This is a genomic window from Paenibacillus xylanexedens (assembly GCF_007676705.1).
Lineage (GTDB): Bacteria > Bacillota > Bacilli > Paenibacillales > Paenibacillaceae > Paenibacillus > Paenibacillus xylanexedens_C.
Window position 1 is genome coordinate 1 of sequence record NZ_VEBF01000011.1, and the last position, 16194, is coordinate 16194.

At 46.4% G+C, this 16194-nt stretch carries 12 protein-coding genes, 1 pseudogene and 1 riboswitch; of the genes and pseudogenes, 3 read left to right on the forward strand and 10 right to left on the reverse strand.

Features of this window, described 5'->3' with window-relative positions; translation table 11 throughout:
- Positions 1 to 675: 675 nt before the first annotated feature.
- The 3 genes and pseudogenes from FS628_RS28450 to FS628_RS28460 all read right to left on the reverse strand — a co-directional run.
- Positions 676 to 2052 carry an NCS2 family permease gene (locus tag FS628_RS28450; protein WP_076320372.1) on the reverse strand — a complete coding sequence of 459 codons (1377 nt, stop codon included), beginning with the start codon at positions 2050 to 2052 and terminating at the stop codon, positions 676 to 678.
- 173 nt (positions 2053 to 2225) lie between these two features.
- A riboswitch (purine riboswitch) is annotated at positions 2226 to 2325 on the reverse strand.
- Positions 2326 to 2727: 402 nt separating this feature from the next.
- Positions 2728 to 2979, reverse strand: coding sequence for a hypothetical protein (locus tag FS628_RS28455; protein ID WP_145326418.1), 252 nt, complete (start codon positions 2977 to 2979; stop codon positions 2728 to 2730).
- Positions 2980 to 3179: 200 nt separating this feature from the next.
- Positions 3180 to 3365, reverse strand: a pseudogene (locus tag FS628_RS28460) (GMP synthase (glutamine-hydrolyzing)); the annotation flags it as partial.
- A gap of 287 nt (positions 3366 to 3652) precedes the next feature.
- Between FS628_RS28460 and FS628_RS28465 the strand changes: the two are divergent.
- Positions 3653 to 4066: a hypothetical protein gene (locus FS628_RS28465; RefSeq protein ID WP_145326419.1), complete on the forward strand. Its 414-nt coding sequence runs from the start codon at positions 3653 to 3655 to the stop codon at positions 4064 to 4066.
- A gap of 185 nt (positions 4067 to 4251) precedes the next feature.
- Here FS628_RS28465 and FS628_RS28470 read toward each other — a convergent pair whose 3' ends face one another.
- The 7 genes from FS628_RS28470 to FS628_RS28500 all read right to left on the reverse strand — a co-directional run bounded on the left by FS628_RS28470 (position 4252) and on the right by FS628_RS28500 (position 13603).
- A complete protein-coding gene (locus FS628_RS28470; RefSeq protein ID WP_145326420.1) occupies positions 4252 to 4695 on the reverse strand; it encodes a GNAT family N-acetyltransferase in 444 nt (147 codons plus the stop codon).
- Positions 4696 to 4835: 140 nt separating this feature from the next.
- Positions 4836 to 5234, reverse strand: a complete 399-nt coding sequence (locus FS628_RS28475; RefSeq protein ID WP_145326421.1) for a DUF3888 domain-containing protein — start codon at positions 5232 to 5234, stop codon at positions 4836 to 4838.
- Positions 5235 to 5768: 534 nt separating this feature from the next.
- Entirely contained in the window at positions 5769 to 7307 is a 1539-nt protein-coding gene (gene guaA, locus FS628_RS28480; RefSeq protein ID WP_145326422.1) for a glutamine-hydrolyzing GMP synthase, read from the reverse strand.
- Between the two features lie 379 nt (positions 7308 to 7686).
- Complete coding sequence (locus FS628_RS28485) at positions 7687 to 9972, reverse strand: DUF4129 domain-containing transglutaminase family protein (RefSeq protein WP_145326423.1); 2286 nt, start codon at positions 9970 to 9972, stop codon at positions 7687 to 7689.
- Positions 9959 to 11212 carry a DUF58 domain-containing protein gene (locus FS628_RS28490; protein WP_145326424.1) on the reverse strand — a complete coding sequence of 418 codons (1254 nt, stop codon included), beginning with the start codon at positions 11210 to 11212 and terminating at the stop codon, positions 9959 to 9961. Before FS628_RS28490 ends, FS628_RS28485 begins: the two co-directional genes overlap by 14 nt.
- The gene (locus FS628_RS28495; RefSeq protein ID WP_145326425.1) at positions 11209 to 12198 is read right to left on the reverse strand and encodes an AAA family ATPase; all 990 of its coding nucleotides are present in this window, start codon (positions 12196 to 12198) and stop codon (positions 11209 to 11211) included. Before FS628_RS28495 ends, FS628_RS28490 begins: the two co-directional genes overlap by 4 nt.
- A 103-nt stretch (positions 12199 to 12301) precedes the next feature.
- The gene (locus FS628_RS28500) at positions 12302 to 13603 is read right to left on the reverse strand and encodes a polysaccharide deacetylase (protein WP_145326426.1); all 1302 of its coding nucleotides are present in this window, start codon (positions 13601 to 13603) and stop codon (positions 12302 to 12304) included.
- 241 nt (positions 13604 to 13844) lie between these two features.
- Between FS628_RS28500 and FS628_RS28505 the strand changes: the two genes are divergently transcribed.
- Positions 13845 to 14489 carry a DedA family protein gene (locus tag FS628_RS28505; protein WP_145326427.1) on the forward strand — a complete coding sequence of 215 codons (645 nt, stop codon included), beginning with the start codon at positions 13845 to 13847 and terminating at the stop codon, positions 14487 to 14489.
- Positions 14490 to 14660: 171 nt separating this feature from the next.
- Positions 14661 to 16175, forward strand: a complete 1515-nt coding sequence (locus FS628_RS28510; RefSeq protein WP_145326428.1) for a spore germination protein — start codon at positions 14661 to 14663, stop codon at positions 16173 to 16175.
- Positions 16176 to 16194 lie beyond the last annotated feature (19 nt).

Sequence of the window (16194 nt, forward strand, 5' to 3'; positions counted from 1 at the left end):
GTTCATTCTGCAAGCAGAATGTTTACTCACTCGTTGTTCAGTTTTCAAAGATCAAACTTGTTTTGTTACCGAACGTTGTTCTCTTCAGCGACTCTTATATAATATCATGTCCGAACCAACTTTGCAAGCTCTTTTTTCAAGTTTCTTTCGAAGCTTATTTTATTCGCTTGCCGCACCGTGAATCTCGTGTTTTTTTTGGCCGGAAATAGAATATACCATGTACAGTTATGGAACGCAAGTATTTTTTCGAAAAACATTAAATTCTTATAAAATAAGTACTCTGTAGTCCTTTTAATAAGTATCTCCTTATAGCCGACCAAATGATACTTTGCGCACAGCCTTTAATGAGTCGGAATAATCAACAACCTTGTACAGAAGGCGTCCCGTAGAATGCCCGCTCTGTAACATCCGTCATTAAAGGAAGAACAATATGGAGTCTTCATAATTATAGAAACTTATTAACCGATGATATAAGTGGTTAAACAACCAACAAATCATAGATCATTTTACGCGTTCCTTCTATATAGAAGGAAACCATTTTTAAAATTCATTTTTTCCTAAGAAAAGAAATACAAAAAAAGCGAAAGTTCCGGGTTTGAATCCCGTGGCTTCCGCTTCTTGCATTTATAAAGAAAACAAACTTATCTCAGTATTCTTCATAAAACTAAATTAAGTCTACTCCCCGCCAATAAATACGTATCGGCAGACTACAATGAGCGCCAAGATCCACATGAGCCAGTGAATTTTCACTTTGCGTTCTGTAACCAAGTTACTGAATACCGCCAGAATCACATAAGATACGATACCTGCAGAGATTCCGTTCGCGATTCCGCCTGTGAAAGGCATCAATACAATGGTAAGGAACGCGGGGAAAGCTTGCAGGAAATCATCCCACTCGATGCTACGCACTTGACTCATCATAAGTACACCCACGATGATCAATGCCGGAGCCGTTGCAGCAGATGGAACAACCAAAGCAAGCGGCGCGATAAACAGGGCCAAAATGAACAGCAAACCTGTCGTTACCGAAGTCAGTCCTGTACGTCCACCTGCCTCAACACCTGAAGCACTTTCAACGTATGCCGTAATGGTACTTGTACCCAGTGCAGCACCGGCGCTGACACCAACTGCATCGACGAGCATCGCTTTACCGATGGTTTTCTCGCCTTTTTTCTTATCCTTCATAATGCCCATACGCGTTGCAGTACCTACCATCGTACCGAACGTGTCGAACAATTCTACGAAGGTAAAGATAAAGATGATCTCGAACAATCCCAGACTGATGGCACCTTTCAAATCCAGCTGTCCAACCGCCAGATCACTGAAGTTAGGCAACCAGCTTGCGCCCGAAAGACCACTCAGATTCGTAACACCCATCGGAATACCAATTAACGTTGTTGCTACGATCCCGATTAGCAGAGCGCCTTTAACGCGCATAACCATCAGTATAGCAATAAGGAGCAAACCAATCAGTGCAAGTAATGCATCGTGATGCGTTATAAAGTTACCCAATGAAAGATTAAAGCTGCTGCCTGGAATCGGCTGGCTCAGATCTGCGTCTGGCGCAACATTCACCGTTACAGCCACGAGATTAGCAAGTTTGAAACCGATAATCGTAATAAAGAGACCGATACCCACCGTAATGGCCATTTTGATCGACTGCGGTACTGCAACAAGCAACATTTGCCGAATCTTGGTCACGGTCAGAATAATGAACACGATACCGGAAAGGAATACCGCTCCGAGAGCAGCTTGCCAAGTAATCGCTCCATTCGAACTTAGAACGACAGTCATGAAGTACGCATTCAATCCCATACCTGGTGCGAGCGCAATCGGAATATTCACGAACAATCCCATAATAATAGTCATTAATCCGGCGCCGACGGCCGTTGCAAAAAATACGGCATTATCCGACATACCCGCCCCGGCTTGACCCAAGAACAACGTGTTCACAAAAAGAATGTAAGCCATTGTCATAAAGGTAGTAAGACCCGCAACAATCTCCGTTCTAACGTTTGTTCCGTTTTCTTTTAGTTTAAAGAAACGATCCATAATTCACTAACTCCCCCTTAGAGATGTTGAAGCCATATTGAAAAACGACAAATGACCCTGAAGATGATTCTTCCCCCAGGGCTCAGCTGATAAGGAGTGGCACTATGGCCTTTACTAAGAACAAAAAAAATTCTAATGTGCGTGATGTCCCCGCAATCATGTAGAATTCCCGTGCTCAGCCTTCTCCTCTTCGTAGCCAGATCATTAGGGTGATCTCGTAGAGACTCCCGGGCCAATTCCCGGGATTATACGAATTAGTATGCGCTATTTGTTTGTTTCCCATCACTATTTTAGGAGGGTGGTGTCTATTTTGTCAATGAGAAAAACGAATGTTAATCTCGTCGACCTTACATATCGTTCGTATTATTTAACAGAAAGAACCAGTTCAGCGGTTTACAACCCAATTAAATACGCTATACTCGGCAGATTTTCCACGGCATATGTTCATTATGTCAGGATGGGATTTCTGCAGATTAATATAAAAAGCTACCCTGATCAAAGGCATGAAGCGCTCTGATCAGGGTAGCTTTTTAGTCTGTCTGATGCGTTTTAGCAATCAGTTGAATGATATCTGTGATAACAAGTTATGGTATTCCAATCCATGTATTGAATAGGTATACGGAGCAATTTACGACATGTTCCAGTGCTCATTTCACCGGACCAGTCCTATGTCAATTATATCTCTGTCTGCTGAGTATTCTCTATCTCTTGTTGTTCCAGATCTGTGTTCGTTGTTAAGTCAGAGGATAACTCCTGGTTTCTGGTCTGATCGGAAGAAGCATCCGCTGCCTCTAAGTTCACAAATGGAAATTCTCCCGAACCGGAGGCCAAGTCTTGCATTTCTGAACCGTATCCTGCCAGCATCACCATCAGAAACGCACTTCCAATGCCCATCTTCCATTTGCTCATATAGTCGGTTTTACGCATACATTCAATTCTCCCTTCAGTAGCCATATAGCTCTTAGTATGTACTTATTGTACAGGCCCGACCTGAAAGGATCATGAAGTGAACTTTAAAATGGGATGAAATTTTAAATAGAACCCTCTCATAAAAAAACTCCCTTCTATTTGCGAAATGCCGCAGATAAAAGAGAGCTTTTTTCAAAATATTGTTACGGGTGTATATCCTACTCCCATTCAATCGTTGCAGGTGGTTTGGATGTTACGTCATAGACGATACGGTTTACGTTATCGACTTCGTTAACGATCCGTACAGAGATTTTCTCCAGCACATCCCAAGGGATACGTGCCCAGTCAGCAGTCATACCGTCGATGGACGTTACGGCACGAATACCTACAGTGTAGGAATACGTACTCCAATAGAGTAAATTACTATTCAATTATTGCGTTATTCTTGTATACCATTTGTAGCGGGTAAAAAGAGTGATTTCAACTAAGAGATTACAGAACAAAGACACATGTATTATTCACGTTATCCTAGTTCAACAGGTAAAAAAGGGGATATGCTTAAACGCTAAAAATACCGCACAAAACAATAGTCATCCTTTACCGTCTCATATCATTTATAGAGCATGGGTTACTGAGTAGTTTGTTTGTAATTGTAGGTGAACAAGGAAACAATATTTTCGAGGTGATTTTTATGAGAAGGAAAACGACTAAACTTGTTTTATTTGTTTCTTTATTTATGCTCATTAGTGGCTTTACTAATGCGAATTCACCACAACCACCCTTAACGAGCATTGAAACGATTCCTGCTCCTGAAGGTAATTGGGTCTACCTACCTGAAGGTGATGGAGAAATGGTGATTCGTGTATCTACCGCTTATACAAATACATTTAATGTGTGGAGAGTTCCTACTGGAACACAACAATGGGAGAATCGTATTCTGATTTGTAATGAAAAAGGCAACAAAGATGACTGGACTTGTATCTGGAGATATACCAAAGATGATAATATCCATGACCATTTTGTTGTTGAAGCTTCTGGAGAAGGTGGGTGTATCAAGGATAGTATTAATGTAACTCGTAAGCATGATGAAGATCATCCACAATAATTTTGGTTCACACCTTGTAGTGAACTTCTTGATCCACTTCATCCAAGAAAACGCATGTATATGCTCCCTAGACGCTCTCATGAGAATACAAAAGGCACAACCACATATGTTGTGCCGACATGAAAATTCTCTTTTATTTGAACTCTCGTTTTCCCGTTAGTTGAACGAAAAAAAATGGTTATCCATTAGTCAATTTTAATCATCTTATCAAAGCAGTATGAATCTTTGTCATAGCCATTATGCTTATAGAAAGCATGGGCATCAGTTCGCTTCATCCCGGTACATAGAATAATGCTGGATATTCCGCTGTCCTTCGCATAATTTTCAGTGTATCGTAGCAGTTCAGTTCCTACCTTATGACGTTGAAAATCATTATGAACAGCAAGTCCGGTTATATGCAGATAACCATTCGCAGACCCTACAGCTAATGCATGGACTATAGATATGAATCCAACAACATGATTCGCAAGTAACGCTACAAACGTTTTGTAATTGCCGGCTCTGATCATCTGGTCCATCGTAACACGAAAGTTCTCATCCGTAACAGTATGTACGCCCAGTACATCGTTCCATAAGATAACAACTTCATTATAATCTTTTGATAAAATTTCTCGTATCTTAATTTCCATACCCTCCCCCCCCATAAAAAATATCTGCGAAGATAGGATTCGACAATTGATGAAGCAATCCTGCCCGTTACTTGAACAAAAGCAGCCGATCACGTTGATCTGCTGCTTTCATTGTATTATTGAGCTAGTTTCCCGTTAGTTCAATGGGTAATAATTTCTTGCCAATTAGGAGGCAAGTCATAATCCTTAATGTGTTTATACTCTTGAACCATTATTGATCCAGAGTTATCTATACTAAATCTCATCGAGTCGATCCCAACATCCAAATGAGGTCCTACGTACGGGATTGTATTAACCTGAACATCAATATGGGAAGAATAATATTTAACGTCTATATCGGTTCCATTAAAAAAAGGCGTAAACGTAGGTGATACAGTTAATTTATTTTTATAGTATTGGTTAATCTGTTCCTGTATTTTTGGAGCTAATAAAGTAAGTACAAGCCTTTTCAGAGGTTCATCGTTTTGCTTTGCAAAAACGGGCTGTATTGTCATCAAGAAAATGATGACCGCTAGCAATAATCCGATAAATCTTCTCATTTCTGAACCCTCGTCCCCAACATATTTAAGGGTATTTTTCACTAAATGAAGAAAATTTATTATTATCCTACCCTTAGGAGATTGTCTTTCTCATCAATAAATTCTTCACTCACAAGCTGTTGGAAAACACCTTCAGTGTTGCAATATTATTGTTTACCGTGCTGTTAGTCTCACTACCTATGCGTTGTCGTTCCTGTATATATTTTTTAATGTGAAGCAGGCTCATATCCTCTACCTCTGAAACAGCTAATTCATGCTCTGTGAACTCCGGCCATCTGTACAATCGAAACAAGCACGAGTCGATGTATTTCTTTTCTCTGCCCAAAATTTCTTGGTTCAGCTTAAAATCCTCAATCAGTTCTTAATTTTGGTCATAAAAAAACTCCCTTCTATTTGCGAAACAACGCAGATAAAAGAGAGTAATTTTTTTGCACTCTATTGTTGCAGGTGTATACGTACTGTCAACGCTGCTAACGCCATAAGCCCTGATGTATTAAGGCTCCAAAGCGGTTAACGGCATTAAACATTTATAACCTACTCCCACTCAATTGTTGCAGGTGGTTTGGATGTTACGTCATAGACGATACGGTTTACGTTATCGACTTCGTTAACGATCCGTACGGAGATTTTCTCCAGCACATCCCAAGGGATACGTGCCCAGTCAGCAGTCATACCGTCGATGGACGTTACGGCACGAATACCTACAGTATAGGAATACGTACGCGCATCACCCATTACGCCTACACTCTTCATGTTCGGCAGGGCTGTGAAGTATTGCCAGATCTCACGATCAAGGCCGGCTTTGATAATTTCTTCACGCAGAATATAATCCGAATCACGAACAATTTTGAGCTTGTCCTCTGTTACTTCGCCAAGCACACGAATCGCGAGACCCGGACCTGGGAAAGGCTGACGCCATACGATAGCTTCAGGCAGACCGCATTCTTCGCCGACTTTACGCACTTCGTCTTTGAACAGGGCACTCAGTGGCTCAATCAGTTTGAAGTTCATGTCCTCAGGCAGACCGCCCACGTTGTGGTGGGATTTGATGGTCTGTGCAGTTGCTGTACCACTTTCCACGATATCTGTGTACAGTGTACCTTGCGCCAGGAATTCAAAATCATCAAATTGCTTGGATTCTTCATCAAATACGTAAATAAACTCGTTACCGATGATTTTACGTTTTTGTTCCGGATCATCCACGCCTGCCAGTTTGGATAGGAAGCGCTCCTGTGCATCAATTTTGACAACCTTCATGTCAAATTTGCCGACAAACGTCTCCATTACGCTTTCTGCTTCGCCTTTGCGCAGCAGACCATGGTCGATAAACATACATGTCAGTTGGTCGCCAATGGCTTTGTGTAGCAGTGCAGCAACAACAGAAGAATCCACGCCACCGCTCAGTGCACACAGAACTTTACCGTCGCCCACTTTTTCACGAATATCTTTGATCGTATCTTCAATGAATGTCTCCATGCTCCAGTTGCCTTCGCAACCACAGATTTCGAACAGGAAGTTACGAATCATATCGTTACCACGAACAGAGTGACGTACTTCCGGGTGGAACTGAACAGCATACAATTTGCGCTCGTCGTTACTCATTGCAGCGATTGGCGCACTTTCCGTGCCTGCATCCAGTTTGAAACCCGGAGGAAGTGTAACCACGTGGTCACCGTGACTCATCCATACTGTGTGCTCACCGTCAATACCTTGTGCGAGAGCAGCACCAGCTGCGAACTCGATGTCGGCTTTACCGTACTCACGCTTCTCGGAACGTTCTACTTTACCTTCAAGCTGCTGGGCCATAAGTTGCATCCCGTAACAGATTCCGAAGATGGGAAGTCCAAGATCATAGATAGCCGGGTCCACATGTGGTGCATTTTCTGCATACACACTGGATGGCCCGCCAGAGAAAATGATTCCTCGTGGTGACATTTCTGCGATCTTCTCTGCCGGTGTGTTATACGGCAAAAGCTCGCTGTATACGCCGAGATCCCGAATTCTTCTGGCGATTAACTGGTTGTATTGGCCCCCAAAGTCAAGGACAACCACAATTTCATTTGGTTTATTCATTACCGTGCCTCCCTCAATTCAATGAAACTAATTATACGCAACGACAAAACATACCGTCAAGGAAAGGCGAAACTCCTTTTTTCGACATTTCAAAACAAGGGATACCGAATACCTTCGATTATGAAATTTCGAATAGAAGCTTGGCAGCAAGATGATGGATCAAGTGTATGATCATGGAAAGACGCCTCGTTCTCAGCATAGCGAGAAAGGCGTCTTATGTATGGCTTGCAACGATCGATAAACGCTGCATTTAAAAACAGTGCGTCAGCCAATGGTGATCTTCATCTGCCCACAAATCGCCAAGCTCTATTGGAGAGCAATAGGCGTTTGTTACCGCAGGTGCTTCGCAACTTTGGTGTAACGTTGTAACACCCTTGTGTTACAACGCCTGCAACTGCCGGGCCAACCGAAGTGCCCGGCGCAGGAAGTCCAGACTGTCCGCGCGCAGCGGACGGTCTGGCCCGTACAGCAGCCGTTCCCAGTCGGCTGCAAACCGCGCGATGTCCGCGCCGTCCGTGCCTGCGGCCAGAGCCGGTGACGCTGCATATTCACGCAGCGTCATGCCCGGCGGCCGCGGGCCGTACCGGCGCGCGAGCGCGGCCCAGACCGGATCGGCGGCACGCAGCAGCCGATCACGGTCCGGAAAGCTGCTGCGCGGCCACGCCAGCAGCAGCCTGATCCGCAGCGCGGGGCGTAGCCGTCGCATGCGAACCAGAGCAGCGGCGCCCAGCAGGGCCGCTGCCACAAAGGCTGCCGCAAGCCATGGCTCCGCGGCAATGGCCTGTGCGCGTGCGAGCAGCCATGCGCCCGCGTAAGCCAATCCGCCGCTCATATACCGCGGAGTCTCCGCAACAGGCTCCGGCCCGGCGAGTGCTGCGACATCTTCGCCCACGCCTTGCGCCATGGTGAAGCCCGGCGTAGCCTCGAACGGCATCCAGCCAGCACCGGGAAAATACACCTCTACCCAGGAATGTGCATCTCCCTGGGAAATCATATACTGACCGGGTGCATCCGGGTCAGCAACTCCAGGGCCAAAGCCTTTAACCCAGCGCGCGGGGATACCTTCTGCACGCAGCAACACAATCATGGCTGTGGAGAAATGATTGCAATACCCCTGCCGTGTGACGAATAGAAAATCGTCCACAAAATCTGTTCCACGCGGTGGCATACGCGTATCTAATGTGTATTCGGCATGAGCAGCAAGGTAAGTTTTCACAGCTTGTACAGCATCATAACGGGTCTCACTGCCTTGAATGATTTCCTTGGCGAGAGTCTGCACCCGATCGGGAAGTGTCGTGGGCAATTGCAGATATGTTCTCCGAATGGCTGCCGGATCTTTCTCTTTATTCGTTTCCCCAAGCAAACGTAACTGTTCCGGGGACGCCACAGGAACCATGACGTCTGCCGAATAATTTTTAATCACCTTATCGTTTCCAGAGCCTGCGAGCCACAATGTTGCCGACTCGCGATTAGACAGCAATGAAAGCATGTTTTCCTGATTATCCTTGTTCTTATCCTGGAACGATACGTTGACCGGTATGCCCCCGGTAAAGAGTGGATTCGGTCCTTTCCACTCTCGCTGCATCGTAACGGTTTGGCGAATGCGACTCCAATAGGTTGGATTCTCCCATCCATCTGTTCGCAGCAATCCGGATGAACTCGCTGTTTCGAAGCTTTGACCAGGATCACTCCAAGTACTACCGTTATAATATGAACGGGTCTCCCCTCGCCAATACGTCACTTCCGGACTCTTTGCTATAAAAAAGATGGAGCTCCCCTGTACCAACGGTGCTCCCATCGGCGCATCCGCTGTGCTATATCCTGTGACTGCCGTTGCAGCAGGGATACTACTGTGCTGTGTGTAACCCGCCCAGCGAGCTAAGCGTTCACCAATCTGCTCCAAGGATATGCGTTCCGGTTGAGGAATGGAAGCAAATTGGCCAGGTAACGATGAGAATAGCACCATACCTGCGGAAGCAACGATAGTGACTGCACTCCAACGGCCATAGGGACTGCCGCGATAACTTGGAGTAGTGACTCCACCGTTAAGGCGGAGTAACTGAAGCAGAGCCTGAATAAGAAGAATCCATAATACAGACCGCATCACTGAAGCATACACATCGAGACCCGCAAAGGATTCAAGTAAAAGCAAATAGACCAACGTTGCACTACCAAACAGCATAACGCTTCGACGGTGCAATACAAGGGATTGTACCGAAGCCATGAGCATGCTCCAGCCGCACATCATGAGCAAACCTCTCGTTTCTGTGCTCATGGCGTGAAATCGCCAGTTATCTATAAATGTGTCCATGTCCGCTGAAAGTATTCCCGGATAAGCGGTTGCCCATCCGACAGGATCATTCCCTCCGTACATCAGACATAGTGCGGCAAGAGCAATGAATAATCGGACCAGTACTCCCGTGATCCAACCTGTACGAATCAACCCCGCAAGCAACAGAGCTCCCGTTAATCCCGCCATCACAGACAAAAACCGTTCACTGCCCTGCTGATCTGATGATGTAACCGGATATATCCATTCCAGAGACAGTATGAGTAAAATGACTGAGATAAAGATTTTGTACAGGACAGGTACGATAACACGTCCCTCATCCTCTATGTCCGCCACAATGGAATTCGGTTGCTGGTTACCATTACGCTCCCACATCCGTTACCTCCGCCTTTCCCATTGAAGATAACGCGCTGTCTGTAATCGAATGAATTGGCACCCCGCTGTAACGAAGCTGCTCCAAACTATCATTTCCCAATCCATTCATCAATCTATCCGTTGATCCTAACTGTGTCGCCTCAGTCAGTTGCACCTCTACGCTGTAACCCAACCCGATTGCAGACATAATCCACTCAGCCAGAACCTGATCCATTTTACCTGTGAGAACTACAATTCTTGACCCATTCGCCAGTCTATTCAGCATCTCCGTGCGGAGCGGAATATGGACAGAGTGTAACTTGGATATCCGTGCCCCCGCGAGCTTGTCCAGACCATGGCTTTCATCATCCACTTGGAATGGACTCTGTTGCCAGGGATCTTGTGGACCATAGCTCTTATCGCCGCCTTCCATCCACAGATGATAAGGAATGTCATCCCGTTCAGCGGTATGAATCCAGCGTGCAGCTGCACGAACCACACGTTCAAAGGCAGGAGTATCCATGATCTCCGTCGGTTTCACGTTATAACCCGAAGCCCCTTCATACACAAGAATGCCTAGCGAAGCTAAATCAGAGGTATCCGGCAAAAAGGTCTGAAGTCTTCCCGTTTTGGCTGTACTTTTCCAATGGACACGTCCAAGTGGATCCCCCTGCTGATATTCACGAAACTCAGGGCTACGATTACCTTGGCTGGTTCTTCGCTCAGACAGAGCCCCTTCCATCATCGCCGCGAATCCTACCGACTCGCCCTTCCCCCAAGCCGTTGCTTGAGGAACAACAATGAGGGGTGTATCACCTGCGGTCTCTGCGGAGAGCGTATTCCATCCAAACATGTCACCCCAGTACAATCTGCCCGTATCCCACCTGTAGACTCCTCTGCGTAAACCAGAACATTCATATTGATAGGTGAATTGACGCCGTGTTCCCGGAAAAATCAATTTGCGATGTACACCTGCAGGTGTGTTCTCACACAGAATGATCCACAACAATGGAATTCGGCAATCGAATTCCAACTCTACCACCACCTGTACTCCCTCGCCTGCCTCAATCCGGTTCGCGTGCATCCTCCGACGAATGTTAATACGGCGGGGTCTGAACCAATGGAGAAGCAGACCTCCCGTGAACATCAAGAATGCCATAATGGATAGGAACAACGCTGCTCTGCCTCCATGCCACTGATACAGAGAAGCGAAGGCCACCACCAAGACAGCACTCAACATCCGTTGTCCCAGTACAGTCATTGCCTCCTTCCCCTTCCCTGTGATGCCATTTGTACAGGTACCGGAACAGATGACAATGCTTCTTCAATGACTTGTATTTGCCCCCAAATCTCCCCTCTGTTCTGGGCCTTCAATTGAATACGATGGGAAAGGACAGGCACAGCCACCTCTTTCACATCATCCGGTATGACATAACTGCGTCCCTGAAGGTAGGCAAATGACTGTGCGGCAGCCATCCAGGCCAGTGTTCCGCGAGGACTGATGCCCAGTCTTACCGCCGGAAGGCTGCGAGAAGCCACAGCAACGGCCACCAGATACTGTTTGACGACAGGATCAACATGTACCTGTTTGACTTCACGCTGCATGGCTACAACCTCTTCAGCAAGCAGGACAGGACGAAGTTCTTCAAGTACTTCCCTGCTTTGCATGCGGGTTAACAATTCCAGTTCCTGCTCCGGATCTGGATACCCCAGTCCAATCCTCATGATAAATCGATCCAGTTGTGCTTCAGGCAGACGGTACGTACCCTCGAATTGCAACGGATTCTGTGTCGCCAGCAGAAAGAAGGGGCGTGGCAAGGCGTAGGTTGTGCCATCGACCGTAATACGTCGTTCCTCCATTGCCTCCAGAAGGGCAGACTGGGTACGGGGTGAAGCACGATTTATTTCATCGGCCAGGACAATGTTGGACATGACAGGTCCGGGCCGAAACTTGAATTCGGCTGTATGCGGTTGATAGATTGAGGTGCCCGTAACGTCTGCCGGCATGACATCAGACGTGAACTGAATCCGGCCCATGGAGCAATCCAGTGCAGAAGCAACAGCACGAACCAGCATCGTTTTCCCCGTACCGGGCATATCTTCCAGAAGTACATGACCTCCACTGAGCATTGCAGTGAGGACATAACGAATCTCTTGTTTTTTGCCAACAATCACACTTTCTACTCGCTTCATGACCCTGTTTAGCAATTCGACTGCGTGTTCATGTTCCATTCGAATATAAGACATTTCTCCTGATCTCCTTCCGTTCATCAGCATTTCTGAGCCATAGTAATCTATGATTCAGTGTTGCCCGGAAGTAGAGAGAATAGTCCTGCAAGAATGACTTTCTTCAGATCATTTTATACATAAATATGCTGTTCATCGCCGAAATGGATATGGACGGGCCTGCCTTCACCGTCCACTCTGTTTCATTGCTGTTTAAAGCGTGCACCCTTAATCCCATCTGCTCCAGCAATTCACGTAACGGAACCCAGATGGTCCCCCCTTGACTCTGCACTGCCCCCATTTCACTTAACCCTTTCGTTGTTAGTGTTCCGCTCACAGCGTCTGCATGAATCGTTCTTTCCTTCCACACAGCTGTAGCTGTTCTGGACTCAGGGTCCCAGCGAGTGCTGCCCCCGAATTTTTTCATAAAGGTACGCAAAGGCACCATGATTCGTTGATCCTCCATACGGAATTCGCCCGACTGTAGGGTAGCCGCAGCCAATCCCACCTCTACCTTCAGCTTCTTGCTCCCGAGCCACAATGTCGCATTCCTTTCAACATGCTCTGCTATCCAGGCCTTTCCCGGCGCCTTGCGGGCCTTATACTTACCATCTGGATGTACACGGAATTGAACTGGTTGATCTGTACTCTTTATGGTGTCAAAACGATATCCGTGATCACGATAATATTTGATAATACCCGGGAGTGCTTTCACCGTTTCAGCGTGCGCACCTCCATCATGCATCAGGACAATGACTGAACGTGCTCCCGCAGGTACTTTGGTCGAATTGCTGAGGATTTCTTTGGCCGGAACACCTTTGCGCTTGGAATCTCCGCTGTCGACGTTCCAGTCCATGACGGTGTATCCGCCCAATTGCAGCAAATCAAAATAGCTTTGGTCAAAATGTCCATAGGTACCGCCTGGTGCTCGCACCAGATTCGGTCGGAAACCGGTGATACGCTCCAGCACTTCCTCTGTCTGCTTGATCTGTTTCCAGAACACTTTGAAATCACTATACAGCTGTTCGTATTGATGATTGTACGTATGATTGCCCAGAGCATGTCCATCCTCCACAAGCGCCCGAATTAACTCGGGATAACGTTCTGCCTGCTCACCCAGCACAAAAAATGTAGCCGGAACCTGCTCCTTGCGCAAAATATCCAATACGTCACGGGTATGGTTACCCGGTCCGTCGTCAAAACTCAGATAGACTACCTTGTCTTGGGTTTTCTTTTCTGCCGAGATAGGCTCATCTGAGCCGGAAGCAGAAGAAGCGTGAGCTACGCCTGCATAAGCAGCGAATGCGCATAACAAGATCGCCACTCGCACGAGAATGACAGACCATTGTTCAGATAAGAACGTATGTATGGATGTTACGGAGACTTCCCCTTTTTCCTTGATTCTGAATTCCGGTCTCTGTACCATTTACGAATCGACCTCCACCGTCTCTAGTAATTTGCTGATAGACTTCAGCAGATTTGTTAGAATTATATGGAGGCTACATGGAAAAAAGACGCGATTTTGTTTAATATTTTTTCACAATTTGCTATGTAGCATGATTGATTCTTCGCCTCGGATTAGGTAGCATAATGGACAGGCAGAACGTATTCAAAACACCTTGGAGAGGAATTAGGCTCCCACCCCGTCTTCAGGAGAGTGAAATCTATTGGAATTGCTTGAGAAGATCCAACATTTGTTTGGGTCCTACGGATACAGCGTATTGTTTTTTGGCTTGTTGCTTGAATTCATTGCACTCCCCTTTCCGGGTGAAACGACGATGGCTTACGCAGGGTTTCTCTCCTATAAGGGACATCTTGATTTCGGTATCCTCACCATACTGGCTTTTCTGGGAACGACGATTGGCATGACAATTACTTATTTTATTGGAGCCAAAGCAGGTCTGCCCTTCATAACTCGGTACGGAAAATGGTTTCTGCTGAAACAGGACAAGCTCGATAAAACACAAAAGTGGTTTGCCAAGTATGGGAATGCCTTGATCTTCATCGGTTATTTCATTCCGGGGGTAAGACATTTCACCGGGTATTTCGCGGGCATAGCCGCGGTTCCTTTTCGCAAATTCGCTCTCTACGCCTATTCAGGCGCGCTGTTCTGGGTTGTGCTATTTCTGGGCATTGGCAAAATATTTGGCCCCCAGTGGAATGCCGTATTCCATCTGGCTCATCAATATGCAGCATATATCGTGGGAGGAATCGGCCTGTTACTCATCGTGGCTGTACTCTACCGTTACCGCAAAGCATGGGCAGCAAGATCCGTATCCAAGCCTGCCCCTGTTCGACAAAGACAAAAGTAAATTCAAACGAACGTCTATCGATAATTTCAATTAAGGAGCTGCGTGTCATCGCGGCTCCTTTTTTTTGCGTTATCCATACGGAAGGAGAAGGCTTCATTCCTTTTTGTGATAATCCGAATTCATCCAGGTCATACTAACTTGCAAATATAGGATGTATAAGGAGGATACATGATGAGTGCATCAGTACAGGACGATCAAGATCTGAAGAGAATCTCTCCAGATCTGAATGAAAATACTACGTACTGCAAGCAAGTAATGGGACACAGTAATGACTTGATGATTCGTCCTCTGCAATGTTTGCATAAATGGCCTGCCGTCATGCTCTACATTGATGGAATGGTCGATGTACAAATTCTAAATCACTCCATCATGGAACCCTTATTACATAAACGTGATCTTCCTGATTTTTCAGCGGATGATGAACATCTGAGTTACCTCCAAAATGATGTTCTGATCGCAAGTGATGTCCTGCTCGTCAATGATATGGATGAAGTGCTGAATGCCCTGCTGTCGGGATCAGCTATCTTACTGCTTGAAGGATCTGTACGAGGATTGAAAATTGGCGCAGCAGGCTGGGAAGACCGCTCTGTTGGTGAACCCATCTCACAAACCGTTGTACGTGGCCCCATGGAAGGTTTTAATGAGAATTTGCGTACGAATACAGCATTGATTCGAAAGCGAATTCGCGATCCTCACCTCTGGATTGAAGAAAGGGAAATCGGACGAGTCACCAAGACAAGGGTTGCGGTGTTGTATTTGGAACATACGGTTGATCCGGAAGTAGTGAAAGAACTCCAAAGCAGGCTTGATAAGATCGACATTGATAGCATTCTGGAAAGCGGATATATTGAGGAGCTCGTGCAAGACAAAACGGGGACGATCTTCCCTACCGTGTACAATAGCGAACGGCCAGATACCGTGTCTTCAGCCTTGCTGGAAGGCCGGGTCGCCATCATTGTTGACGGTACTCCTTTTGTACTGCTTGTCCCTGCTTTATTCGTCCATTTCTTTCAGTCTCCCGAGGATTATTATCAGCGGGCCGACATCAGCACCTTGATTCGCCTGATTCGTTACCTGGCCTTTTTTATCGCTTTACTCGCTCCGTCCTTTTATATTGCCATCTCCACCTTTCATCAGGAAATGCTGCCAACCAACCTGCTGATCAGTCTGGCCGCTCAGCGGGAAGGCGTCCCCTTCCCTGCGTTTATTGAGGCCATTTTAATGGAACTGACCTATGAAATTTTGCGGGAAGCAGGCATACGGATCCCAAAAACAGTCGGTCAGGCTGTTTCCATTGTCGGTACACTTGTTATTGGTCAAGCCGCGGTAGATGCAGGAGTTGTGTCCGCGGCCATGGTCATTATCGTTTCCATCACGGCCATATCCAGCTATGTTATTCCAGAGAATGGATTATCCATCTCCGTTCGGATTCTTCGTTTCGTATTGATGATTCTGGCGGCGGCCTTTGGGCTCTACGGAATTCTGATCGTTCTGCTGATCACCGTAACCCACCTCTGCAGCTTACGTTCCTTCGGCGTGTCGTATATGTCCCCCTTCGCACCTTTCATACAGAAAGATCTGAAGGATACCCTCTTCCGTGTTCCATGGTCCCGGATGAAGACCCGTCCACTGTCTACGGGTACACCGAACGAAACCAGACAGTCCAACCAAAAAACAAAGCGTTAATTCAGCAGGGAGAATAAGT